The sequence below is a fragment of the Serratia sp. CMO1 genome, assembly GCF_015689115.1.
Taxonomy (GTDB): Bacteria; Pseudomonadota; Gammaproteobacteria; order Enterobacterales; family Enterobacteriaceae; genus Serratia; species Serratia marcescens.
This window is the reverse complement of sequence record NZ_CP065032.1, coordinates 483,582-508,111: the sequence shown is the minus strand read 5'-3', so window position 1 is coordinate 508,111 and position 24,530 is coordinate 483,582. Positions and strand designations below refer to the sequence as shown.

Annotated in this window: 18 protein-coding genes, 1 tRNA gene and 1 pseudogene; 13 read left to right on the top strand and 7 right to left on the bottom strand. The window is 56.6% G+C overall.

What is annotated here, in order from left to right; all coding sequences use genetic code 11:
• Window positions 1–2,373, top strand: coding sequence for a S8 family peptidase (locus IT763_RS02310; protein WP_206195127.1), 2,373 nt, complete (start codon window positions 1–3; stop codon window positions 2,371–2,373).
• 40 nt (window positions 2,374–2,413) lie between these two features.
• Here IT763_RS02310 and IT763_RS02305 read toward each other — a convergent pair.
• Window positions 2,414–3,672: pseudogene (locus IT763_RS02305) on the bottom strand (tyrosine-type recombinase/integrase).
• A gap of 164 nt (window positions 3,673–3,836) precedes the next feature.
• Window positions 3,837–3,921 (bottom strand) — tRNA-Leu (locus IT763_RS02300).
• Window positions 3,922–4,200: 279 nt separating this feature from the next.
• Between IT763_RS02300 and deoC the strand changes: the two genes are divergently transcribed.
• The 5 genes from deoC to IT763_RS02275 all read left to right on the top strand — a co-directional run bounded on the left by deoC (window position 4,201) and on the right by IT763_RS02275 (window position 10,137).
• Window positions 4,201–4,914 carry a deoxyribose-phosphate aldolase gene (gene deoC / locus IT763_RS02295; RefSeq protein ID WP_337055618.1) on the top strand — a complete coding sequence of 238 codons (714 nt, stop codon included), beginning with the start codon at window positions 4,201–4,203 and terminating at the stop codon, window positions 4,912–4,914.
• Window positions 4,915–4,979: 65 nt separating this feature from the next.
• On the top strand, window positions 4,980–6,509 hold the full coding sequence (locus IT763_RS02290; protein WP_206195126.1) for an FGGY-family carbohydrate kinase: 1,530 nt from the start codon (window positions 4,980–4,982) through the stop codon (window positions 6,507–6,509).
• Complete coding sequence (gene fucP, locus IT763_RS02285; RefSeq protein ID WP_206195125.1) at window positions 6,506–7,837, top strand: L-fucose:H+ symporter permease; 1,332 nt, start codon at window positions 6,506–6,508, stop codon at window positions 7,835–7,837. The genes IT763_RS02290 and fucP overlap by 4 nt, the downstream gene beginning before the upstream one ends.
• Window position 7,838: 1 nt before the next feature.
• On the top strand, window positions 7,839–8,231 hold the full coding sequence (locus tag IT763_RS02280) for a VOC family protein (protein WP_176063748.1): 393 nt from the start codon (window positions 7,839–7,841) through the stop codon (window positions 8,229–8,231).
• A 1,261-nt stretch (window positions 8,232–9,492) separates the two neighbouring features.
• Complete coding sequence (locus IT763_RS02275) at window positions 9,493–10,137, top strand: acyl-homoserine-lactone synthase (protein ID WP_049187813.1); 645 nt, start codon at window positions 9,493–9,495, stop codon at window positions 10,135–10,137.
• Here the strand turns inward: IT763_RS02275 and IT763_RS02270 are convergent, their stop codons facing one another.
• A complete protein-coding gene (locus tag IT763_RS02270; protein WP_160125705.1) occupies window positions 10,138–10,854 on the bottom strand; it encodes a LuxR family transcriptional regulator in 717 nt (238 codons plus the stop codon).
• A 178-nt stretch (window positions 10,855–11,032) separates the two neighbouring features.
• Between IT763_RS02270 and IT763_RS02265 the strand changes: the two genes are divergently transcribed.
• On the top strand, window positions 11,033–11,791 hold the full coding sequence (locus tag IT763_RS02265; protein ID WP_206195440.1) for a DeoR/GlpR family DNA-binding transcription regulator: 759 nt from the start codon (window positions 11,033–11,035) through the stop codon (window positions 11,789–11,791).
• Between the two features lie 61 nt (window positions 11,792–11,852).
• Here IT763_RS02265 and lptG read toward each other — a convergent pair whose 3' ends face one another.
• The gene (lptG, locus tag IT763_RS02260; RefSeq protein ID WP_016929273.1) at window positions 11,853–12,923 is read right to left on the bottom strand and encodes an LPS export ABC transporter permease LptG; all 1,071 of its coding nucleotides are present in this window, start codon (window positions 12,921–12,923) and stop codon (window positions 11,853–11,855) included.
• On the bottom strand, window positions 12,923–14,017 hold the full coding sequence (lptF, locus tag IT763_RS02255) for an LPS export ABC transporter permease LptF (protein WP_004933351.1): 1,095 nt from the start codon (window positions 14,015–14,017) through the stop codon (window positions 12,923–12,925). The genes lptG and lptF overlap by 1 nt, the downstream gene beginning before the upstream one ends.
• 282 nt (window positions 14,018–14,299) lie before the next feature.
• On the opposite strand from lptF, the gene pepA reads away from it, so the two are divergent.
• The 5 genes from pepA to IT763_RS02230 all read left to right on the top strand — a co-directional run bounded on the left by pepA (window position 14,300) and on the right by IT763_RS02230 (window position 21,919).
• A complete protein-coding gene (pepA, locus tag IT763_RS02250) occupies window positions 14,300–15,811 on the top strand; it encodes a leucyl aminopeptidase (RefSeq protein ID WP_004933352.1) in 1,512 nt (503 codons plus the stop codon).
• 231 nt (window positions 15,812–16,042) lie between these two features.
• Entirely contained in the window at window positions 16,043–16,492 is a 450-nt protein-coding gene (locus tag IT763_RS02245; protein ID WP_016929275.1) for a DNA polymerase III subunit chi, read from the top strand.
• Window positions 16,493–16,504: 12 nt separating this feature from the next.
• On the top strand, window positions 16,505–19,381 hold the full coding sequence (locus IT763_RS02240) for a valine--tRNA ligase (protein ID WP_016929276.1): 2,877 nt from the start codon (window positions 16,505–16,507) through the stop codon (window positions 19,379–19,381).
• A gap of 199 nt (window positions 19,382–19,580) precedes the next feature.
• Complete coding sequence (locus IT763_RS02235) at window positions 19,581–20,084, top strand: GNAT family N-acetyltransferase (RefSeq protein WP_206195124.1); 504 nt, start codon at window positions 19,581–19,583, stop codon at window positions 20,082–20,084.
• Between the two features lie 227 nt (window positions 20,085–20,311).
• The gene (locus IT763_RS02230; protein ID WP_016929278.1) at window positions 20,312–21,919 is read left to right on the top strand and encodes a GMC family oxidoreductase; all 1,608 of its coding nucleotides are present in this window, start codon (window positions 20,312–20,314) and stop codon (window positions 21,917–21,919) included.
• Between the two features lie 15 nt (window positions 21,920–21,934).
• Here IT763_RS02230 and miaE read toward each other — a convergent pair whose 3' ends face one another.
• Complete coding sequence (gene miaE, locus IT763_RS02225) at window positions 21,935–22,699, bottom strand: tRNA isopentenyl-2-thiomethyl-A-37 hydroxylase MiaE (RefSeq protein ID WP_015376459.1); 765 nt, start codon at window positions 22,697–22,699, stop codon at window positions 21,935–21,937.
• Window positions 22,700–22,877: 178 nt separating this feature from the next.
• On the bottom strand, window positions 22,878–23,303 hold the full coding sequence (gene rraB / locus IT763_RS02220; protein ID WP_004933365.1) for a ribonuclease E inhibitor RraB: 426 nt from the start codon (window positions 23,301–23,303) through the stop codon (window positions 22,878–22,880).
• 162 nt (window positions 23,304–23,465) lie between these two features.
• On the opposite strand from rraB, the gene argF reads away from it, so the two are divergent.
• Window positions 23,466–24,485, top strand: a complete 1,020-nt coding sequence (argF, locus tag IT763_RS02215) for an ornithine carbamoyltransferase (protein ID WP_048795039.1) — start codon at window positions 23,466–23,468, stop codon at window positions 24,483–24,485.
• Window positions 24,486–24,530: the final 45 nt, after the last annotated feature.

Genomic DNA, 24,530 nt, shown 5'->3' with positions numbered 1-24,530 from the left:
ATGGCAGAGTATGAACATTTGCGTCTTGTTAAGATGCCACAGCAATTCGAAAGACGGAAAAAGCCCGGATTTGGTTCCGCTCCTAAACGTAACAGTCAACAAAGAGTTACGCATGGGACCTCTCTTATAAGACAGTTAGATTCAACTGTTGCTTATATCAGGAGCAAGCGAAAACCAGGAAGTATTGATCCATCATTAATCATGAAAGTAAAGTATGAGGGTTCAGCTGCTGATGAGGATTGGGAAAGACTTGGATTGCATGTACTTTCACATGACGAAGACAAAACTTTAGTTCTCTTTTCGTCAAACGACTCTCTATTATCTCTAACAGAAAGAATCAATGCGTACTCAGCCCCTATTCCCGCCAATCAGCGCAACCCTGCCTACAATAATTTTGTAGGCAACTTAACATCCATAGAAACAATTACCGCCAATGACAGGATTGGAATAAGACTTAGGGAGGATGGATTCGTTTCCTTAGCTGATTTTGATGAGGATGAAGTTTACACTTTTGACGTCGAGCTCTGGGATTTTGGTGGCAGGATAGCCCGAGAAGCTAAAATTGAATCAATAAAAAAAATCGCCATTGAAAACGGAGGCGAATACATTGATTCATATGTCGGACCGTCCATATCTCTTCTAAGAATAAAATGTAACACTGAATGCTTAAACGAAATATTGGAAATCCCTGAGATATACACAGTTGATCTGCCTCCATCACCTGATATGGAAACTAGCAGATATATGGAAATAGATCTAGAAAATGCTCATGAAGTTAATGATGCATATGAAGATTTACCCGTAATCGGGGTGATAGATAGCGGTGTAAATAATCACCCATTCCTAGACGGTGCTTTAATTGGTGGAATATCTTTTTTGCAGGATACCGGTGAAGATGTTTTGGGTCATGGGACTTCAGTTGCAGGAATAGCAGCATTTGGTGATTTTCGGTATCAGCTTAGCATCAGTAACCGGCTTACTCGCTATGCCAAAATTTGCTCCGCCAAAGTAGTTAATAATGAAGGTAAATTCCCTGAGGATGTTGTAATTCCAAAATTAATGTCTCAGGCAATTAATGAACTTCATAGACATTATAGTTGTCGCATTTTTAACATTTCTTTGGGAGATCCCAAAGCACCATTTAATGGTAAGCGAAATGGTCAATGGGCATCCATTCTCGACGAGTTGGCACGAAGTCTCGATATCCTAATAATCGTTTCAGCTGGCAACGGTAATGCATGGGGTCAAAATCCTGAAGATGCTATTAATGAGTACCCAAATTTTCTCTTAGATGAAAAAAATAAGTTCCTTGAGCCAGCTGGTGCAGTCAATGTACTAACTGTAGGTTCGTTGTCTTGTGGTGATGGCTTACCACCTAGCTTAGCGCCGTATGTTGGAGTACAACCTACAGCTAAATTGGATGAACCGTCTATTTTCACACGTACTGGCCCCGGTGTATTAGGTATATGTAAACCTGATATGGTTGATTATGGTGGCACTGCTATTTTCGATTCCGCAATATTTAAAATACGGTCTGGTGCCGATATTTCTGAAGCTGGCATGATAAGCCTTAATAACCGTTTTTTGACTAAGTTATTTAAAACATCTTCTGGCACATCTGTTGCTGCTCCTATGGTAGCCCATAAAGCAGCAATATTACTCAAGCAAATTCCAGATTGCTCTGCTAATTTGCTAAGAGCTCTATTGGTAAATTCATCAAATCATCCTACGCTCAACCAACAAAGAATAAATATGTTAGATGAAGCGTCTAAAGGAAAAATTTATGGAAAGGGAGTTCCTCAGCTAAAAAACCTAATAGCATCCGAAGATAATCGAGTGGTTCTCTATTCAGAAGATTCATTACAACCAGATTACTTTGCAGTATACGAAATACCAATAACAGAAATCTTCAAAAATACGGCAGGCAAAAAGACAATAAAGGTAACACTTACATTTGATCCTCCTGTAAGACATACCAGAAAGGATTACCTTGGGTGTGAAATGAACTTCAGATTAATTCGTGGTAAATCTGCCGCTGAGGTTTTCGAATTCTTTAAAGTTAAAGATGATACCGGAATCGTCTCAGAAATGTCTCAAAGTAATAATTGCGATCTTAAACCTGGTGCAAATTCAAGAGACTTTAGCACTGTTCAGACGGCATCAGTCACCTATGACCGTGCTATGCAAAATTACGGAGATACATATTATTTAGTTGTAAGATGTCAAGCTGGATGGGCCGACTTTATCCAAGAACAACGTTATGCAATTGTAGTAGAAATGACACATACGCAGAATATAAATATTTACCAAACCATTCAGCAAAGAATCCAACCAAGGGTTCAACCGAGAATTCAAAACAGAAATCGTGTCTAGTCATGTAATAGGCAACTCATGTTGCCTATTGCTTCTGTAATCATGTTGTTTTTTTCGCATAATCAAACGCCGATACAAACTCTTCGATATTAGAATATAAATAATCCGCCCACCACTGAACCATCAAACGTCGCTCATCCAAGTGTTCAGAAGTATGAATATATGCCGCACGCACATTATTTCGCTCAGAATGGCTTAGCTGGCGTTCTATCGCATCATCGCTCCACAACCCTGATTCCCCCAAAGCACCGCGCGCCATCGTCCTAAAACCGTGCCCACAGACTTCTGTTTTGGTGTCGTAACCCATTGCACGTAGTGCATTATTCACAGTATTTTCGCTCATGACTTTATCGGGATCATGATCGCCGGGAAACAACCGCTTGTTTTCTCCGCTCAAAGTCCTCAGTTTCTCCAACAAAACCAACGCTTGGCGGCTTAGCGGGACAAGATGCTCTTCTTTCATCTTCATGCCACGATGTGAGTAGCGCACGCCTTTGATTTCTTCACGCTGCGCCGGTATTCGCCAGCACGCTTTATCAAAATCGAACTCATCCCAGCGGGCGAAACGCAGCTCACTAGAACGCACAAAGGTGAGTAATGAAAGCTCTACGGCAATGCGTGTCATGAGACGTCCCCGATAAGCGGCAAGCCGTGCAAGGAACTCGGGGAAACGATGTGGCGGCAATGCTGGATAGTGCCGGGCTTTAGTCGTTGCCAATGCCCCGGCCATGTCGCTGGCAGGATTAGAATCAATATAATCGTTCTGTACAGCATAACGCATGATGGCCGTAACGCGCTGTTGCAGTCGCTGCGCTACGTCGTGCTTACCGCTGGCATCAACGGCCTTAATCGGTGCTAAGAGATGGCTGGTTTTAAGACCACGAATATCAGCGGCACCAATGTGCGGGAAAATATACAGTTCCAAATAACGAAGCACTCTCGCCCGGTGATCTTCACTCCAGCGTTTGTTGTTGGCATGCCATTCTCGGGCAATGGTCTCGAACGTGTATGCACCCGCAGTTTCAGCCTGAGCTTCCCTTTCTTCTGCTTTTGGATCCAATCCTTGTACCAACAGCTTTTTGGCTTCGTCTCTTTGCTACGTGCTTCGGCAAGACTGACTGTCGGCCAAACACCGAAAGCAAGCCGATCCTCTTTTTTATCGTTAGGGCGGCGGTACTTCATTCGCCAATACTTGGAACCTTTCGTCGTAACCTCGAGGTACAAACCGCCGCCATCGGCCATTTTGTAGGTTTTCTCTTTGGGCTTTGCGGTCTCGACCTGGCGGGCGTTTAGCTTCATTTTGGGGGCACATTTTCTATCGAAGTGGAGATGCCCCCAATTATGCCCCCAGTGCCCCCTGGATTTCAACGGACGGTCTCGGACAATGGCGGACGCCGGAAAAGCTATCTTTATTGATTTTAAAGGATTTTTTGGACTTCGTCGGACGACTACGGAAGGGGGAATGGTGCCGAAGGCCGGACTCGAACCGGCACGTATCTCTACGGTTGATTTTGAATCAACTGCGTCTACCGATTTCGCCACTTCGGCACTGAAGTAGTATGCGGAAAACGGGTGCATTATACCTTCCCGCGATCGGTACGCAAGAGTTATCAGGCATTCAATGAGTTAAATGTTGAAAAAAGCGTCACAATCCCCGTTTACCCTCTTATTGCGGCGTTTACCGCATCTTCCTCCCGCTCTTTCACGCCCCTCACCACAAAACCGCAGAACAGATCACAATTTCACCAAGTGATGATTTTAAAGCCATATGAAAGAGAATAAGGTGAATAAATAAAATCAAATGAAAATAAAAGAAGGATAAACGCAATGAATGAAACAACCAGACGCATGGCCAGGTTGATCGATCTGAGCGCGGTGCAGGCCACTAATACCGAGGAAGACGTGCGTCACTGCGCCGCGCTGGCCAGCCGCTATCGCATCATCTCGGTGCACGTGCTGCCGTGCTGGACGCGTTTCCTCAGCACCCTGCTGCCGGAGCGCGGCCAGGCAGATGTGATGATTGGCGGGCCGGTCGGCTTTCCCGGCGGTGGGCAGACCACCGATCTCAAGGTGCAGGAGGTGCGCCAGCTGATCGCCGAGGGCGCGCGCGAGGTCGATATGGTGGTGAACATTGGTAAGGTGCTGTCGGGGGATTACGGCTACGTGCGTGAAGATCTGCGCCGGGTAGTCGAGGCCGCCGCACCGGTGCCGACCAAAGTCATTCTGGAGACGCACTATCTGAACGAGCAACAGATCCGTCGGGTGTGCGACATCGCGGTCGAGGTCGGCATGGCCTGGGTGAAAACCTCCACCGGCTGGGCACCGACCGGCGCCACGGTAGAGAAAGTGGCGATCATCGCCGATCAGTTGCGTGGCCGCATCCAGATCAAAGGGGCCGGCGGTATTCGCGATCTGGACACGGTGCGCGCGTTGTTTCGGCTGGGCGTACGCCGCTTTGGCATGAGCGCGGCGGCCACCCAGCGCGTGCTGGAGCAGCTCGAACAGGATCCAGGCCTGTTCCCGGAACTGAACGATAACTAATCTTGCGCGATCCCAGCGCACGCTTCTGCGGGTGGCCCGCGCCATCCGCCACGGGAGTGATAACAATGAAAGATTTACTTCTTACCCTTGATATTGGCACCGGCAGCACCCGCGCCGGGCTGGTCACCAACACCGGGGAAATCCTTGGCTTCGCGCAGCGCGAGTACGAGCAGATCACGCCGCAAGCCGGTTGGTCGGAACAACCGCCTTCACTGTGGTGGCAGTGCGTCTGCCAGTGTACGCAGGAGCTGCACGCGCGCTACGCCGAATACTGGCCGCGTATCGCCGCCGTCGGTGCCTGCGGGCAGATGCACGGCACGGTCTTGCTCGATGCCGATGGCGAGCTGGTCGTCGATCGCGCCATGCTGTGGAACGACAAACGAGCGCAGCCGCAGGTGGCGCGCTTTAGCAACCAACAGCCGCCGCAGCTCTGGTTGAAACTGTTGAACAATCCCCCTACCGCCGCCTGGCCGGCGTTCAAGCTGGCCTGGCTGCGCGAGCATCATCCATCGCAGTGGGAGCGCATCGCCACGGTGTTGATGCCGAAGGATTACGTCAATTTCCGGCTCTGCGGCGTACGCGCCACCGACTACAGCGAAGCCTCCTGCTATTACCTGATGGACAGCGCCACGCTGCAGTGGTCGCCAGAGGCGCTGCGGCAGTTCGGGCTGCGCGCCGATCAGCTACCCGCCATCCATCTTTCCAGCGAGGTGATTGGCCACATTACGCCCGCAGCGGCAAGCGTTACCGGTCTGCCACCGGGGGTGCCGGTGGTAGCGGGCACGGCGGATATGGCCGCTACCCTGCTCGGTTCCGGCGTCTATCAGGCCGGCATCGCTTCCGACAGCACCGGCACCTCCACGCTGCTCACCGTGGTCTCGGAACACCCGCTGCTCTCTGCCAACGTCAACAACCTGCACCTGGCCAACTCGGCCTGGGGCGGTTTTACCCTGCTCGATGCCGGTGGCGACGCCATGCGCTGGGCGCGTTCGGCGCTGAGCGCCAGCCAACTCAACCATCAGCAGATGCTCGATATGGCGGCCGAGGTGCCGCCGGGTGCCGAAGGGCTGCTGTTCCTGCCTTACCTGACCGGCGAGCGGCTGGCGGAACACACCAACTCGCGCGCGCAGTTCTTCGGCCTGCAGCGCAAGCATAGGCAGGCGCACCTCTACCGCGCGGTACTGGAAGGCGTAGCGCTGGCCTCCCTGCGTAATCTGCAGCAGCTCAGGCGCCACGCGCAGGAACCGGAGGCAATGATCGCTTCGGGTGGTGGCGCACGTAGCCCGCTGTGGCTGCAGATCAAGGCCTCCGTCTACAACCTGCCGCTACTGCAAACGCGCAATCAGGAGAACGGCACTACCGGCTGCGCGATAGTCGCCGGGGTCGGCGTCGGGTTGTTCAGCAGTTTCGCCCAGGGGGTGAGCCGCACCGTCAGCATCGAGCGCGAATTTACCCCCGATCTGCGCCAACACGAACACTACCTGCGCTGCTTCGAGCTGTTCGAACAGCTCTACCGCCAGGCGCAACCCCTCTACGAACAGCTTGACGTTATTAGCTCGTTCTCTTTTTCTCCGGATGAAGGAACACCGCAATGAGCGACTCTCTGATTAACAAAGGCGACGTGGCGCAACACGCCGCGGCCGAAAACATCGACCGCAGCGCCTATCTGCCCGCCACGCCCTGGCTGCAGCTGATGCTGGTCTGCTGCCTGTTCGCCCGGTGGGGCATGGCCGGCAACCTGAACGACATCCTGATCGCCCAGTTCAAGAAGGGGTTCGATCTGTCGGATACCCAAACCGCGCTGGTGCAATCGATCTTCTTCCTCGGCTACTTCGTGATGGCTCTGCCCGCCGCGGCGGTGATCAAACGCTACTCGTACAAGGTGGCGATCGTGATCGGCCTGTGCCTGTACGCTCTCGGCTGTTTCCTGTTTATCCCGGCAGCGCAGATCATGACCTACGGCGCCTTCCTGGCCTGCCTGGGAGTGATCGCCACCGGGCTGTCGTTCCTGGAAACCTCCGCCAATACCTACTCCAGCCTGCTGGGGCCGCTGGAAACCTCCACCCAGCGCATCAACTTTTCGCAGATCTTCAACTCGCTGGGGATCATTTTTGGCGTATTGATCGGCCAGCAGCTGGTGTTCGGCAAAAACGATCCCAGCCACGCCGAGCTGCTGCAGATGCCACCGGCGGCGGCCGAAGCGGCACGCACCCAGATGGTGTCGCAGGTAGTCACACCTTATCTGATCATCGGCAGCGTGCTGATCGTGCTGGCGCTGATCTTCGTGGCGGTGAAATTCCCCGCCTGCAAAACCCAACGCTCACATCAGGGAGCGGGCAAGCCGCTGATGCAATCGCTGAAGATCCTGCTGGCGCTGCCGCGCTTCCGATTGGGGGTGCTGTCGCAGTTCCTGTATGTCGGCGCGCAGGTAGGGCTTTGGAGCTTCACCATTCGTTTTGTGCAGATGATTGAACAGGGGGCAAGCGAGCATTCGGCCACCTACTGGCTGTTGGCCACGCTGGTCTGCTACTCGGCCGGCAAGGTGGTCACCACCGCGCTGATGAAAAAGTTCAGCCCGGCGCGGTTGCTCGGCGTGTTCTGTTCGGTATGCGTGCTGCTGTTGCTGCTGGCCATCAACATTCAAAGCCTGCTGGCGGTGGTGGCGATCATGGGCGTCAACTTCTGTATGGCGTTGTGCTGGCCAACCAACTTTGGCCTGACGATCAAAGGGCTGGGCGAAGAAACTCAGGTGGCCGGCTCGATCGTGGTGATGTCGATCATCGGTGGCGCGGTAGTGCCATTAATCATGGGCATCATCTCCGATCTCAACGGCGGCGATATGCAGATCGCCTTCGCAGTGCCGCTGGTCTGCTTCGCCTACGTCGCCTTCTATGGCTTCTACTGCGCGCGCAAGGGGATTTGATATGGCACACCGGATTAATGGGTTGATGCACGTCGGCCTGCGCTGCGCCGATATCGAACGAGCCGCCGGCTTCTATCGTTCACTCGGTTTCGAACCCCGGCAAACGCTGGCGCTCGGCGGCCCCGTCACCGTACAGTTTTTGCAGTTAGGTGAGCTAACGCTGGAGTTATACCAGCTGCCCGCCGAAGGGCTGATTCTCCCCGTCAACGCCTATGGTATCGACCACATCGCTTTGCGGGTCACCGATCTGGCGGCCACGCAGCGTTGGCTGGCGGATCTGGGGTATCCGGTGATTGAAGGACCGACGCTACAACCCAGCGGCGCCAACGGCGTGCGCTATCTGATGATCGCCGGGCCGGACGGCGAACGAGTGGAGTTCAGCCAGCCGCTGTAATGTTTCTTACCACATAGCATGAGGCCTGATAGCTGTTATAAACCATCAGGCCTCATTCGCTTTTTTGTCAGCTCACGCGTCTTTATAGCCATGGCTCGCCGCTTGTCGGGTTATGCTTGTTACTCCCCCGATCTATGTAAACGATGCCAAATAATCCCGAACCGGGATAACAACGCTGAAAATAATTTCAACCCAATAATTCAGCCAATAAAAAATATGTTTGCACAACATTCCGACAACACTATTTTTTCATCTACGACAGTCATAACTGGAATAAGTCAATGGGAACGGGGTTGTCAGGGGAGAGATGTTATTTCTTGAGATGGGATTTTATCTAGAACCAACAGAAAATAGCGTGCATACGTAACAAAACAGCAACCCAAAGCTAAAAACCAGCAGAGAACACTTGCCTCTGCTGAGTTGATAGCTTTAAGATGGTGTAAGAAAATTTTCCCTGGTGTTGGCCGATCTTGGCAGCCTGACCCTACGAGGTCAGGTTTTTTTTATGTTTTTTCATCAAAAATTGACTAGAAAAGTGTATCGCCTTAGGGAGTTAGAAGCTAGTTAGACTAAAGTATAGTACCCTACTAGACCTTCATCAGTTCAGTTGGGTTATTATTTCACATAGCGGAAATCGGGTGCTAGCACTATTTTTCACTCTGTATCCCAGCCGCCACGGCGTTCTATCAAAACCACCACACATTGCTCATTTCACATAGCAGCCCAACATACCCGCAGAACCATCACGAAATAGCACCGTTCCTGTCATTACAATAATGTGATCTCTATCAGATATTTTTTAAGATCGGACTTGGTCACGCAGGAATAAAGGTCCGAGGCATACTGTAGAAATCACACTGGCCGCCATTTTCACGCTTATTTCTCTGCGGGACGAGGAAGTCATGCCTTATCGGCAAATCTTCAGTAGGAAAATATCACCCATTCACTATTAAAATAATTAAGACTCCATTCATTATAAAATCACCAGTTAATATTTCGCCATGGCAGACAAGGCCGGGCAGCCCATGATAGCAATTCTGGAATCCTCTCCTGTCTTTAATCGGCCAGGCCGTTCAATTTCGCCGGCCTGCTGTGTTCACCGTTCCATTGCCCTGAAACTACCTCGGCCGCACGGCATAATAAGGTTAGCGCCGATCGCTTAAAAAGCCTTATCATTCTCACGCACCGGCATGCTCGTAGTGAAACTTCTCTGATGTTACTGGATAAAGTTATTTCTCTTAATTTATTCAAAGGTAACATTATGTTTAATATTTACAGCACCAACTACGCATCAATGAGCACCGAAAAATCAGCAGATCTTTATGTTTTAAGGAAAAATGTCTTTAAAGACAGGCTGCAATGGGCCGTGAACTGTTCAGACGGCAAGGAGCTGGATGAGTTTGATAATGATAAGACAAACTATATATTTGGCGTAAAGGACAACATGATAGTTTGTGGTACCAGGATGATTGATATGAAACACAAGAATATGCTAAACAGCGCATTTTCCTCTTTCTTTCATGACATCGTCATTCCAGAAGGGAATTTCATCGAATCCACACGCTTTTTCGTCGATAAAGAAAGAACCCAATCACTGCTGGGTCGCCGGTTCCCTGTAACTCTGGCGCTGTTCTTGTCGCTGATCAACTATGCGCGGCAACACGGCTATGACGGCATACTGGCCGTCTCCAGCCATCCTATGTTGCATATCATCAAAAGCTCCGGCTGGAACGTCACGCTGCTGAAAACAGGCATATCGGAAAAGAACGAGCCCGTTCATTTGCTGTTGGGCCACGTTGATCGTCAGAGCCAGGAGGCATTAAAAAACAGAATATTCAAAAAGTTGAATACGCAAGACGAGCACATGCTAAACGCCTGGCCGTTGAGCGACGAACCTGCGTTCTAATCACCCCACCGGTTTAATCAGCTGAAGTTCCATCCCTAAACGGATAGCATGCCGGGCATTCGCCACCCCCAGCTTTTTGACAATGTTCCCCATATGAAACTTGATGGTGCAGGTTTTGATCCCCAGGATCATGCCCATTTCCTGGTAGGTTTTCCCTACGCTGGCCCAATAGAGGATCTCGTTTTCTCTCTCGGTAAAACGGGCGTTTTTTTCCTGGCGCGCGGTGTTTTTTTCGGACAGTGAAGTCAGCGTCAAATACATCTCATGGGTCGATGCCAGCAGCAACGAAATATCGCCTTTATGCTGATTCAGCATCTGCATGGTTTCCGCCTTGCGCTCGGCAGCGAGGGTAAAGGAAAGGGTCACTAGATTATTATTAAAATCATGCAACACGAAGGTATAGCCGTCGGCTACGCCGAATTCGCGTGCTTGCTCGAACAACTCAGAAAAGCGGAAGCCGGTACCGGCCATCAGATTCTCATCCCAGGCAAAAGGCGTCAGGCGATTGAGCGCCGTAATGACTACCGGATCGGTATATTGTAGCCCCTGCTCTTTATATTGCTTTACCCATTCACCGGGATAATTGGTGACGCCAAAGATACATGACATATCTTTCTTGGATAACACCACGTAGGCCCAGATAAGCTCGCCGAAATCGCCTAATGCCGCTTCCAGATGCTTGCTGATAATGTGACTGATATTCTCTTCATATTCCATTAACTGCCTGCCCCGCTACCCAATACGCTGCTGGGTAGACTATACCAAAAAGGATCGACGCGCCGTAACCTTCACATTCTCCTACGAGCAGTCCGGGGCAAGCCGCTTTGCCTGCGGCCGATGTGCAAGGTATATTAGCCGCACATCCATTGTGCCGGTCAGGAGTGAATGAGTGAGCATGTTCGCAGAAGAGCGCCAGGAAAAACTTCTCGCCATTCTCAAGGAGAAGCGCAAGCTCTCCGTAGGGGAAATGAGCTCGCGCTTTAACGTCTCCGGCGCCACCATCCGCACCGATCTGCGCATTCTGGAAGACGCCGGCATGCTGACGCGCACCCACGGCGGTGCCATTCTGCGCACCCGTGCCAGCTTTGAGGTCGGTTCCGATCAGCGTGAAGAGGTGAACCTCAGCGCCAAGGAGCAGATTGGCCAACTGGCCGCCGGTCTGGTGGAGGACGGCGATATCATCGTGCTGGACACCGGCACCACCACCCTGCAGATCGCTCGCCATCTACGCCAAAAGCGCAATCTGACCGTGGTTACCAACGATTTCATGATCGCCAAAAGTCTGGAAGACGTCGAGTCTATCCAAATCATCCTGCTAGGCGGCATCGTCAAAAAGGGCTATCACTGCGCAGTCGCCATCAACGGCCGTTCACTGCTGGATACGCTGAACATCGACAAGGCGTTTATGGGCACCAACGCGCTGTCGTTGAAACAGGGCGCCTGCGTGGCGGATATCATGCTGGCCGAAACCAAGCGCGCGATGGTGGAGCATGCCAATCAGGTGATCGTGGTGTGCGATCACTCCAAGCTGAGCAACACCTCGCTGGCGCAGTTCGCCTCCCCTGCTCAGATCGACACTCTCGTGCTGGATCGCCTGCCGGAAGACGCACAGGCCTATCAGGATGCCGGCATCGCGCTGCTGAGCGTCAGCTAATCCCACCCACAAAAAAGGCGCGGCCCCGCGGCCACGCCTTTCTTCACTACCGATCGCCCCGCTACTTGCGTTTGAGCAGCATATACACGCTGATCAGCAGGAACAGCATGCTCGGCAGCAGCGCGCCCAGCACCGGCGGCATGCTGTACACCAGGCTCAGCGGGCCGAAAATCTGATCCAGCACGTAGAACAGGAAGCCGAAGCTGATGCCGGTCACCACGCGGATGCCCATCGGCACGCTGCGCAGCGGGCCGAAGATGAACGACAGCGCCATCAGCATCATCACCGCCACCGACAGCGGCGAGAAGATTTTGCTCCACATGTTGAGCTGGTAACGGTTGGCTTCCTGGCCGCTCTGCTTCAGGTACTTCACGTAGTTGTGCAGCCCGCTGATGGAGAGCGAATCCGGATCCAGCGCCACCACGCCCAGCTTGTCCGGGGTCAGGTTGGTTTTCCATTCGCCGGTCAGCGTCTGGGTGCCGGTCACCTGTTTCGGGTTGGTCAGATCCGAGGTGTCCACCTGCGAAAGCTGCCACAGGCCGTTCTCGAAGCTGGCGGTAGCCGCATAGCGCACCGTTTCCAGGCGACGCTGATCGTTGAAGTGGTAGATGTTCACGCCGGAGAGTTCTTTATCGCCGGAGACGCGCTCGATGTAGATGAAGTCGTTGCCGTCCTTCGCCCACAGCCCGCTCTTGGTAGAGAGCAGCGAGCCGCCGTACATCTGCTGGGCGCGGTAGTTGCGCGCCATCTGCTCGCCCTGCGGCGCCACCCACTCGCCGATCGCCATGGTCAACAGCACCAGCGGAATGGCGGTTTTCATCACCGAGCCGGCGATCTGCAGGCGGGTGAAGCCGGAAGCCTGCATCACCACCAGTTCGCTGCGCGTCGCCAGTTGGCCCAGGCCGAGCAGCGCGCCGAGCAGCGCCGCCATCGGGAAGAAGATCTCGATGTCTTTCGGCACGCTCAGCAGGGTATACATGCCGGCGCTCAGCGCGGTGTATTCGCCCTGGCCGACCTTGCGCAGCTGATCGACGAACTTGATGATGCCGGACAGCGACACCAGCATGAACAGCGTCATGATGATGGTGTTGAAAATCGTTTTACCGATATACCGGTCTAATACGCCAAACATCAGGCCGCTCCTCTCAGGCGTGCGCGCAGCTTACGCATCGGCACGGTATCCCACAGGTTCAGCGCCAGCGCGATCGCGAAGTAAACGCCGTTAACCAGCCACAGCCACAGCATCGGATCCAGCTTGCCCTTGCCGGCGTTGGAGCGCAGCGAGGTCTGCAGCAGGAAGAAGATCAGATACAGCAGGATGGCCGGCAGCATGCTCAGCACGCGGCCCTGGCGCGGGTTCACCACGCTGAGCGGCACCACCAGCAGCGCCATCAGCGCCACCGAGACCACCAGCGTCAGGCGCCAGTGGAACTCGGCGCGCGCGTCCGGATCGTCGGATTCCCACAGCGTCTGCATCGACATCTGTTCGGATTCGGTGTTGTCCGCCGCCACGGTGCGGTGGCCAATCACCGCCTTGTAGTCGGTGAAGTCGGTAATGCGGAAGTCGCGCAGCAGCGCGGTGCCTTCAAAACGCGTGCCCTTGTCGAGCGTCACCACCTGCGAGCCGTCTTTCTGCTGCACGATGTTGCCGTGCTCGGCCACCACCACCGACGGGCGTTGGTTGCCGTTCGGCCGCAGCTGCGCCAGGAACACGTCGTTGAAGGTGCTGCCCTTCACGTTGCCGATAAACAGCACCGCGTTGCCGTCTTGCGAGGGCTTGAACTGCCCTTCCGCCAGCCCGGCGATGCTTGGGTTGGCCTTGGCTTCGTTCACCACCACGTCCTGATAGCGCGAGGCCCAGGGGCCGGCCCAAAACACGTTCACCGCCGCGACCGCAGAGGTGAACAGCGCCAGGATCATGGCGGCAATAATCAGGGTGCGTTTGCCCAGCCCGCAGGCGTGCATGACGGTGATTTCGCTCTCGGTATACAACCGCCCAAGCGTCATCAGCAAGCCGAGAAACAGGCTCAAAGGCAGGATGAGCTGCGCCATCTTCGGCACGCCCAGAGCAAGCAGAGAGAGTACTAAGTTTGTCGGGATATTGCCGTCCACCGCGTCGCCCAACACCCTGACCAGGTTCTGACAAAAGAAGATCAGAAGCAGGATGAACAGGATGGCGATTTGGCTCTTGAGCGTTTCCCGTACCAGATATCTTATGATGATCACGCTTATTACGCCTGTGAAAACTTGTCTTTTTGCAGGAAAATCGATAATTTCATCGCTAATCCGCCATTTATTCTCATCATATGGCAACCTTCACAGCTAAAATAGTATTACAACATCAAGCCGTTTGGGTGTCCTATAGGAACTTGCTTATAGTCGCCAAAACAGAGCAATTTACGCCGTTCAGGTTAACATAATCCGTTAACTCAAATGGCAGGAGATCGTTACGGAGTCGGTTATTCTAGCCGTAGCGTCCGCCTTTGTCTTTAAGATTCAGGAGAGTGCATGGAGTTCAGTGTAAAAAGCGGTAGCCCGGAAAAACAGCGCAGTGCCTGTATTGTAGTCGGCGTTTTCGAACCGCGCCGCCTGTCCCCTATCGCAGAACAACTCGACAAAATCAGTGATGGTTATATCAGCGCATTGCTGCGCCGTGGCGAACTGGAAGGCAAGGTCGGGCAGACGCTGCTACTGCACCATGTGCCCAACATTCTCTCCGAGCGCATCCTGCTGATCGGCTGCGGCAAAGAGCGCGAGCTCGATGAGCGCCAATACAAGCAGGTGATCCAGAAAACCATCAATACCCTCAACGACACCGGCTCAATGGAAGCGGTCTGCTTCCTGACCGAGCTGCACGTGAAAGGCCGCAACACCTACTGGAAAGTGCGTCAGGCGGTGGAAACCGCCAAAGAGACGCTCTACACCTTCGATCAGCTGAAAAGCAACAAGGTGGAGCCGCGTCGTCCGCTTCGCAAAATGGTGTTCAACGTGCCGACCCGCCGTGAGCTCACCAGCGGCGAGCGCGCGATTCAGCACGGTTTGGCGGTGGCTTCCGGCATCAAGGCGGCCAAAGATCTCGGCAACATGCCGCCGAACATCTGTAACGCCGGCTACCTGGCCTCGCAGGCTCGTCAGCTGGCGGACGCCTTCAGCACCAACATCACCACCCGCGTCATCGGCGAACAGCAGATGAAAGAGCTGGGCATGAACGCCTATCTGGCGGTCGGCGCCGGTTCGCAGAACGAATCATTGATGTCGGTGATGGAATATAAGGGCAACCCAAATCCGGACGCTAAGCCGATCGTGCTGGTAGGCAAAGGGCTGACCTTCGACTCCGGCGGCATCTCGATCAAACCGGCCGACGGCATGGACGAGATGAAATACGACATGTGCGGCGCGGCGACCGTGTACGGCGTGATGCGCGTGGTGGCGGAGCTGAACCTGCCGCTGAACGTGATCGGCGTGCTGGCCGGCTGTGAAAACATGCCGGGCGGCCGGGCGTATCGTCCGGGCGACGTGCTGACCACCATGTCCGGCCAGACCGTCGAGGTGCTCAACACCGACGCCGAAGGCCGTCTGGTGCTGTGCGACACCCTGACCTATGTCGAGCGCTTCGAGCCGGAGCTGGTGATCGACATCGCCACCCTGACCGGCGCCTGCGTGATCGCCCTGGGCCACCATATCACCGGCCTGATGTCGAACCACAACCCGCTGGCGCACGAGCTGCTGGGCGCTTCCGAGCAGGCCGGCGACCGCGCCTGGCGCCTGCCGATGGCCGACGAGTACTACGAGCAGTTGGACTCCAACTTCGCCGACATGGCGAACATCGGTGGCCGCCCTGGCGGCGCCATCACCGCTGCCTGCTTCCTGTCGCGCTTCACCCGCAAGTACACCTGGGCGCACCTGGATATCGCCGGCACCGCCTGGCGCTCCGGTAAAGCCAAGGGCGCGACCGGCCGCCCGGTGGCGCTGCTGTCGCAGTTCTTACTGAACCGTGCAGGCCTGAACGGCGACGATTAAATACCCTTCATCTTTCAAGCCGCAGCGTTGTTGGCCGCATTCGTTCACCCCAGTCACTGACTTGATGTCAGCTCCTGGGGATGAACGAACTTGCCGCCTAGCTGCAACTTGAAATCTATTGGGTATATAATCCTCTCAGCAGCGAAGGGGTAGAGTTATCTGCTCCGTTCCCAAAAAGGGCGCAACCTACATGTTGTGCCCTGTTTTTTTATCGGCAGCGGTGGATCCTTAATGAAACAGGCGACGTTTTATTTGCTCGACAACGCGGAACCGTCAGGCGCGCTCAGCGCCCATGAGGCCGTGGCCTGCGCCGTTGCCGCCGAACGCTGGCGTTCCGGCAAGCGGGTGCTGATCGCCTGCGAGAGCCAGGAGCAGGCCCAGCGGCTGGACGAAGCGCTGTGGCAGCGCGAGCCGCATGAATTCGTGCCGCACAACCTGGCCGGCGAAGGGCCGCACTACGGCGCGCCGGTGGAACTGTGCTGGCCCGGCAAGCGCGGCAACGCCCCGCGCGATCTGCTGATCGCCCTGCTGCCGCAGTTTGCCGACTTTGCTACCGCTTTCCATGAAGTGGTAGACTTCGTTCCTTACGAAGACACTCTGAAACAGTTGGCGCGCGACCGTTACAAGGCCTATCGCAGCGTCGGCTTCCATTTGACCACGGCTACGCCGCCAACTCACTGAATACGATAAAGAATGGAAAAGACAAACAGTCAGCTCGACACCGCATACGACCCAAAACAGATCGAACAGAAGCTGTACGATCACTGGGAGAGTCAGGGTTACTTCAAGCCGAACGGCGACACCAGCCAGGAAAGCTTCTGCATCATGATCCCGCCGCCGAACGTCACCGGCAGCCTGCACATGGGCCACGCGTTCCAGCAGACCATCATGGACACCATGATTCGCTATCAACGCATGCAGGGTAAAAACACCCTGTGGCAGGCGGGCACCGACCACGCCGGCATCGCCACCCAGATGGTGGTGGAGCGCAAGATCGCCGCGGAAGAAGGCAAAACCCGCCACGACTACGGCCGTGACGCGTTCATCGACAAGATCTGGCAGTGGAAGGCGGAATCCGGCGGCACCATCACCCGTCAGATGCGTCGTCTGGGCAACTCCGTGGACTGGGAGCGCGAGCGCTTCACCATGGACGAAGGCCTGTCGAACGCGGTGCGCGAAGTGTTTGTCCGTCTGCACAAAGAAGATCTGATCTACCGCGGCAAGCGCCTGGTGAACTGGGATCCGAAGCTGCGCACCGCCATCTCCGATCTGGAAGTGGAAAACCGCGAATCCAAAGGCTCGATGTGGCACCTGCGCTATCCGCTGGCCGACGGCGCGAAAACCGCCGAGGGCAAAGACTACCTGGTGGTCGCCACCACCCGTCCGGAAACCGTGCTGGGCGATACCGGCGTGGCGGTCAACCCGGAAGATCCGCGCTATAAAGACCTGATCGGCAAAGAGATCATTCTGCCGCTGGTCGGCCGCCGCATCCGCATCGTCGGCGACGAACACGCCGATATGGAAAAAGGCACCGGCTGCGTGAAGATCACCCCGGCGCACGATTTCAACGACTACGAAGTCGGCAAACGCCACGGCCTGCCGATGATCAACATTCTGACCTTCGACGGTGACATCCGTCAGGAAGCGGAAGTGTTCAACACCCTGGGCGAAGTCTGCACCGACTACTGCAGCGAGATCCCGGCCGAGTTCCGCGGCCTGGAGCGCTTCGCGGCGCGTAAAGCGGTGGTCGCCGCCTTCGAAAATCTGGGCCTGCTGGACGAGATCAAACCGCACGACCTGACGGTGCCTTACGGCGACCGCGGCGGCGTGGTGATCGAGCCGATGCTGACCGACCAATGGTACGTGCGCACCGCGCCGCTGGCCAAAGTGGCGGTGGAAGCGGTCGAACAGGGCCAAATCGAGTTCGTGCCGAAGCAGTACGAAAACATGTACTTCAGCTGGATGCGCGACATTCAGGACTGGTGCATCTCGCGTCAGCTGTGGTGGGGCCACCGCATCCCGGCCTGGTACGACGTGAACGGCAAAGTCTATGTGGGCCGCAGCGAAGAAGAAGTGCGCAGCGAGAACAACCTGGGCGCCGACGTGGCGCTGACCCAGGACGAAGACGTGCTGGACACCTGGTTCTCGTCCGGCCTGTGGACCTTCTCCACCCTGGGCTGGCCGGAGCAGACCGACGCGCTGAAAACCTTCCACCCGACCAGCGTGATGGTCAGCGGCTTCGACATCATCTTCTTCTGGATCGCGCGCATGATCATGCTGACCATGCACTTCATCAAGGATGAAAACGGCAAGCCGCAGGTGCCGTTCAAGACCGTCTACATGACCGGTCTTATCCGCGACGACGAAGGCCAGAAGATGTCCAAGTCGAAAGGCAACGTGATCGACCCGCTGGACATGGTCGACGGCATCTCGCTGGAAGACCTGCTGGAAAAACGCACCGGCAATATGATGCAGCCGCAGCTGGCGGAGAAAATCCGCAAGCGCACCGAGAAGCAGTTCCCGAACGGCATCGAGCCGCACGGCACCGACGCCCTGCGCTTCACCCTGGCGGCGCTGGCCTCGACCGGCCGCGACATCAACTGGGACATGAAGCGCCTGGAAGGCTACCGCAACTTCTGTAACAAGCTGTGGAACGCCAGCCGCTTCGTGCTGATGAACACCGAGGCGCACGACTGCGGCTTCAACGGCGGCGAGAAAGTGCTGTCGCTGGCGGATCGCTGGATCCTGGCCGAATTCAACCGCACGGTGAAAGCCTACCGTGAAGCGCTGGATACCTACCGCTTCGATCTGGCGGCCAACATCCTGTACGAATTCACCTGGAACCAGTTCTGCGACTGGTATCTGGAGCTGACCAAGCCGGTGGTGAGCAACGGCAGCGAAGCGGAACAGCGCGGCACCCGTCACACGCTGATTACCGTGCTGGAAGCGCTGCTGCGCCTGGCGCACCCGATCATTCCGTTCATCACCGAAACCATCTGGCAGCGCGTGAAGCCGCTGACCGGCACGGCCGCTGACACCATCATGCTGCAGCCGTTCCCGGCCTACGACGCCGCGCTGGAAGACGAGCAGGCGCTGAACGATCTGGAGTGGATCAAGCAAACCATCATCGCCGTGCGCAACATCCGCGCCGAGATGAACATCGCGCCAAGCAAAGCGCTCGACGTGCTGCTGCGCAACTGCAGCGCCGATGCCCAGCGCCGCGTGCAGGAGAACCAAAGCTTTATCGCCCGCCTGGCGCGCCTGGGATCCATCGCGCTGCTGCCGGCCGGTGAGAAAGGCCCGGTCTCCGTCACCAAGCTGGTGGACGGCGCCGAGCTGCTGATCCCGATGGCCGGTTTCATCGACAAGGACGCCGAGATCGCGCGTCTGGCCAAAGAGATGGGCAAACTGGATGCGGAAATCGCTTCGATCGAAGGCAAGCTGGCGAACGAAGGCTTCGTGGCGCGCGCGCCGGAAGCGGTGGTCGCCAAAGAACGCGATCGCCTGGCGGCCTGCAAAGAAGGCAAAGTGAAGCTGCAGGAACAGCAGGCGACCATCGCCGCGCTGTAATCCACCGGCTCACGCCAACGCCTGAAAACAGCGGGGTCTTCCCCGCTGTTTTTTTATCGCCGTTGCATCCGGGCCGGGTTAGATGTTATTACAAGATATTACTGCTGCAGGGACGCCGCCGGGAAATAACCCCCGGCGCGTTTCGCGCTGCGATAAAAACGAAAAACGAACGTGGTCTCTTTCAATGGCGAGTGTAAACATGACAACAGCAACCCCGGCGCGCCTGCTGGTGCGCCCTATCACGGCGGAAGACAATGCCGCCATTGCTCACGTCATTCGCGAAGTCTCCGCCGAGCACGGCCTGACGGCGGATAAAGGCTATACCGTCTCCGATCCCAATCTGGACGCCCTGTATCAGCTCTATAGCCTGCCGCGCAGCGCTTACTGGGTGATCGAGGTGGACGGCCAGGTCGCCGGCGGCGGCGGCATCGCGCCGCTGCAGGGCGGCGCAGACGATATTTGCGAATTGCAGAAGATGTATTTCCTGCCGGTGTTGCGCGGCAAGGGATTGGCGAAACGCCTGGCGCTGCAGGCGCTGGATTTCGCCCGCCAGCACGGCTTCCGCTGTTGTTACCTCGAGACCACCGCCAGCCTGACGCAGGCCGTTGCGCTGTACGAACATCTGGGCTTCGAACACATCGAGCATGCGATGGGCGCCACCGGCCACGTCGATTGTGAAGTCACCATGCTGAAAACGCTGTAATCCTCCCCCGCCTCTTCATCAGGGCGCAGCTTGCTGCGCCTTTTTTATTAATATCGCAATCAATCAGTAAAACTCGCTATAACGCCGTTTTTCAAGCAGATAAACTGACGTTAAAAACCGATATGTAAATTTAATGTGAAGTTCGTTAATAAATTAACGATCGCAAATTGACCGCCTTTTCCCCCGCGTTACTCTGCCAGTATCCCAATCGCGCACGGAGAGCTGTCATGTCGGAAAATACCTTTGATTACATCATCGTCGGCGCCGGTTCCGCCGGCTGCGTGCTGGCGGCGCAGCTGATCCGCCGCACCCAGGCGCGGGTGCTGCTGCTGGAAGCCGGCGGCGACGACAATAACCTGTTCATTAAGATGCCGGCCGGGGTGGCCAAGATCATCGCCAAAAAGAGCTGGCCTTATGAGACGGAGCCGGAACCGCACGCCAATAACCGCCGCATGCAGATCGCGCAGGGCAAGGTGCTGGGCGGCAGCAGTTCGGTGAACGGCATGATCTACCTGCGCGGCCAGCCGCAAGACTACGACGATTGGGCCGAACGCTACGGCTGCGCCGGCTGGAGCTACCGCGAGGTGCTGCCCTACTTCAAACGCGCCGAGGCCAACGAAAGCCTGTCGGACGACTACCACGGCGCCGACGGGCTGCTGCCGGTCAGCGAGAATCGCTACCGCCACCCGCTCAGCATGGCGTTTATCCGCGCCGGCCAGGAGCTGAACCTGCCCTATCGCAACGACTTCAACGGCGACAGCCAGCACGGCGTCGGTTTCTACCAAACCACCACCCACAACGGCGAACGCGCCAGCACCGCCCGCACCTACCTGAAGGCGGTGCGCGACGAACGGCGGCTGGTGGTGAAACTGAACGCCCTGGCGCATCGGCTGACCTTCGAGGGCAACGTCGCCACCGGCGTGGTCTACAGCCAGAACGGCGGCGCCGAAGTGACCGCGCGCGCCACCAAAGAGGTGATCGTCAGCGCCGGCGCGGTCGGTTCGCCGAAGCTGCTGATGCTGTCCGGCATCGGCCCGCGCGACCACCTGCAGCAGCTGGGCATCGAGGTGCGGGCGGATCTGCCGGTGGGCAAAAACTTCCACGACCATCTGCATATGTCGATCAACGTCAGCACCCGCGAGCCGATCAGCCTGTTCGGCGCCGATCGCGGCCTGCAGGCGCTGAGCCACGGCGCGCAGTGGCTGGCGTTTCGCAGTGGGGTGCTCTCATCCAACGTGCTGGAAGGCGCCGCCTTCACCGACAGCCAGGGCGACGGCCGGCCGGACGTGCAGATCCACTTTCTGCCGCTGCTGGACAGCTGGGACGACGTGCCCGGCGAGCCGCTGCCGAACATTCACGGCTTCACGCTCAAGGTCGGCTACCTGCAGCCGAAGGCGCGCGGCGAAGTGCAGCTGCGCAGCAGCAACCCGCGCGACCCGGTCAAGCTGCACGCCAACTACCTCGGCCACCCGGACGATCTGGCCGGCAGCGTGCGCGCGGTGAAGTTCGGCCTGGATTTCCTGCAAACCGCGGCGCTGAAGCCGCTGATCAAAGATCTGCTGATGCCGCAGCCGGAGTGGACGCGCGATGAAGCGCAGCTGGAAGAATTCGTGCGCAACTTCTGCAAGACGGTGTATCACCCGGTGGGCAGTTGCCGCATGGGGCCGTCGCCACAGGACGCGGTGACCGATCCGCAGCTGCGGGTGCACGGTTTTGAACGGCTGCGGGTGATCGACTGCTCGGTGATGCCGCAGCTCACCAGCGGCAACACCAATGCGCCGACCATCATGCTGGCGGAAAAGGCGGTAGATTTGTTGCTGGGCGCGCCGCAGTAAGGGCGCGCCTCAACGTCAGGCGGCGGCGGGCACGCCGCTGTGGAAGCGCAGCTCGCTGTCCGGCGACAGGATCAGCTCAGCTTCGAGGCGGCCGAAATGCGCCACCCGTTCGCTGATGTCGCCGCCGGCGATCTGCTCGGCCAATGTCAGGTAGTCCTGGTAATGCCGCGCTTCGGATCGCAGCAGCGAAACGTAAAAGCGGTTCAACTCGTCGTCCAGGTGCGGCGCCAGCTTGGCGAAGCGTTCGCAGGATCGCGCTTCGATGTAGGCGCCGCAGATCAGTTTATCGATCAGCGTCGCCGGATCGTGGGTGCGGATCTCGCGGATCATGCCCTTGGCGTAGCGGCTGGCGGTGATCTTGCGATACGGGATCCCGCGCGCCTGCATGATCTCCAGCACCTGCGAGAAGTGATGCAGCTCTTCCTTGATCAACAGCACCATGCGATCCGCCAGATCCTGGCCGTAGGCCGAGCCGTTTTTCGGCAGGATCTTGCGGGTGAACTGGCCCTGGCGGAACAGCGTGTCCGGCGCGCCCTGCGCCTCGTGCAGAAACGCCTCGTAGGGCCGCAGCAGCGCCAACAGCGCGTCGCCGCTCTCTTTGTCCGCCACATAGCGGCGGATCAGCCACATGCCGGTCTGCGCGGCCTTCAGCTCGCACACCAGGTGGTCGGTCAGCAACAGCTGCAGGTTTTCCGGACGGCGCGCGGCGTCGATCCAGGCATCGGGAGTTTCACAGTGCAGGAAGCTTAAAATCGGGGCTAACAGGGATTGGTATGTCATCGGCTTCATTGCCCTATGTATTTCAAGTTGCAGCTAGGCGGCCAGCTCACTCATCCCCAGGAGCTTACTCAGGTAAGTGACTGGGGTGAGAGAGTGCAGCCAACAACGCTGCAGCTTGAAAGACGACGGGGATATCAGGGGCCGACGAGAGCCGGCCCATGTGAATAAGCGGGGTTAATTAGTGGCGTTTGCCGTCGTCGTCTTCGTCGATGTAGTCGCCGTCTTCGTCATCCTCACCGTCTTCACCGTTCGGATCTTCGAAGTAGGTGCCCCAGCCGTCGTAGTTGACGCCGCAGCGTTCCGCCAGCGCCACCAGCTGCTCGACCTGGGCGTCGATCAGTTCGGCGTTCAGGCCGACTTCGCTGATCACGTCGCAGCACATCACCAGCGAACCGTCTTCCACTTCCAGCTCTTCGGCGTCGGTCACTTCGTAGCCCAACTTGAAGGCTTCAACGGCGGCCTGCTCCAGAACCTCAAATTTCTCGGCGGACAGATGGTGCTCGATGGTGTAGAGCGCGTCCGGATCGCTGCCGTCTTCCAGCAGTTCTTCGATGATCAGGCGGGTCTCTTCACGTTGTTCTTCCAGCAATTCGCGGTTTGCCATGCCTATATCCTCAAGTCAAATGGCCTTCATTCCTTCTATTTTCACACACCGCCGACATTGCTTCCACGATAAACGTGAAAGATTTCCTCGCCGGGGTTGAAATTGAATATTCATACATATAAAGTGAATTTTAATTCAATTAAACAATCAGGGAATCGGACTATGAGCACCGGCAATGCGTTCTACCAACGTCACTTTCTGAGGTTAATGGATTTCACCCCCGCCGAACTGCAGGCGCTGCTGAAACTGGCGGCCGATCTGAAACAGGCCAAAAAGCAGGGGCGGGAACCGCGCCGGCTGCAGGGCAAAAACATTGCGCTCATCTTCGAAAAAGACTCGACCCGCACGCGATGCTCTTTCGAAGTTGCCGCATTCGATCAGGGCGCGCAGGTGACCTATCTCGGCCCAAGCGGCAGCCAGATCGGCCATAAAGAGTCGATGAAAGACACCGCCCGGGTGCTGGGCCGCCTGTACGACGGCATTCAGTATCGCGGCTACGGCCAGGCGCTGGTGGAAACCCTGGCGGAACACGCCGGCGTGCCGGTGTGGAACGGCCTGACCGACGAGTTCCACCCTACCCAATTGCTGGCGGATCTGCTCACCGTGCAGGAACACCTGCCGGGCAAGGCGCTGAGTGAAGTGAAGCTGGCGTACGTCGGCGACGCGCGCAACAACATGGGCAACACGCTGCTGGAAGCCGCCGCGCTGGCGGGCATGGATCTGCGGCTGGTGGCGCCGAAGGCCTGCTGGCCGCAGCCGGAGCTGGTGGCCGAATGCCAGGCGCTGGCGCAGCAAACCGGCGCGAAACTCACCCTGACCGAAGACATCGCCGAAGGGGTGCAAGACGCCGACTTCCTCTACACCGACGTGTGGGTGTCGATGGGCGAACCGAAAGAAACCTGGCAAGAGCGTATCGCGCTGCTGCGGCCGTATCAGGTCAACATGGCGATGCTGAAACTGACCGGCAACCCGAACGTGAAGTTCCTGCACTGCCTGCCGGCGTTCCACGACGACCAAACCACGCTCGGCAAGCAGATGGCGCAACAGTACGATCTGCACGGCGGCATGGAAGTGACCGACGAGGTGTTCGAGTCGGCGCACAGCGTGGTGTTCGATCAGGCGGAAAACCGGCTGCATACCATCAAGGCGGTGCTGGTCGCCACGCTGAGCGAAACCCTCTGACAATCCTCCTCCTCCGCCCTGGCGCCCCCGGCCAGGGCGGCTAAT